The sequence below is a fragment of the Bacillus sp. FG16 genome, from assembly GCF_057809515.1.
Window position 1 is genome coordinate 1 of the sequence record NZ_JBMDKC010000310.1, and the last position, 537, is coordinate 537.

Below are 537 nucleotides of genomic sequence, written 5' to 3' on the forward strand. Positions count from 1 at the left end.
AATTACAACAGATTTTAACATTACCGCAATCTACGGTTTCACAACATCTTCATAAAATGAGAAGTCATAAAGTGTTAGCACATGAACGCAAAGGAACAGAAGTATTTTATCGAGTGGATGATGAAAAAGTGAAACAAACGGTTTACATACTGATAAGATAAATAGATAGCTGCCTAGTTATGTATAGATACAAAAATAGAAGAAGAAGGGAATTTTTCTATGGGTGTAAATTCATATTACGTGCATATCACAATAAAGGAACTTATTTTTATTCATACCTATGTGACAGGGAAAGAAATTCCCTCTTCGCAAGCATTACAAATTCTAGAACAATTTGATTCTGAAGAAATCCCAGGTACAATTAGAGAAACACGTCGGTATCGCATACGGCAAAATGGGGAAGAATTGTTCCAATACTATAGACAGAAACATCCGAAATTATTTAAGAAACAAAGGTTATACACGTACGAAGAGTTGAAACACCGAGCGGTGTATTACTGTTCGTCTCATTTGACGCTTCACATGTAATGCAGAATG

1 protein-coding gene and 1 pseudogene are annotated in these 537 nt (G+C 34.5%); both read left to right on the top strand.

Going from position 1 to position 537, the window contains the following annotated elements; translation table 11 throughout:
- Nucleotides 1-161, top strand: a pseudogene (locus ACODS7_RS32470) (ArsR/SmtB family transcription factor); the annotation flags it as partial.
- 58 nt (nt 162-219) lie between these two features.
- On the top strand, nt 220-528 hold the full coding sequence (locus ACODS7_RS32475) for a hypothetical protein (protein ID WP_243168491.1): 309 nt from the start codon (nt 220-222) through the stop codon (nt 526-528).
- Nucleotides 529-537: the final 9 nt, after the last annotated feature.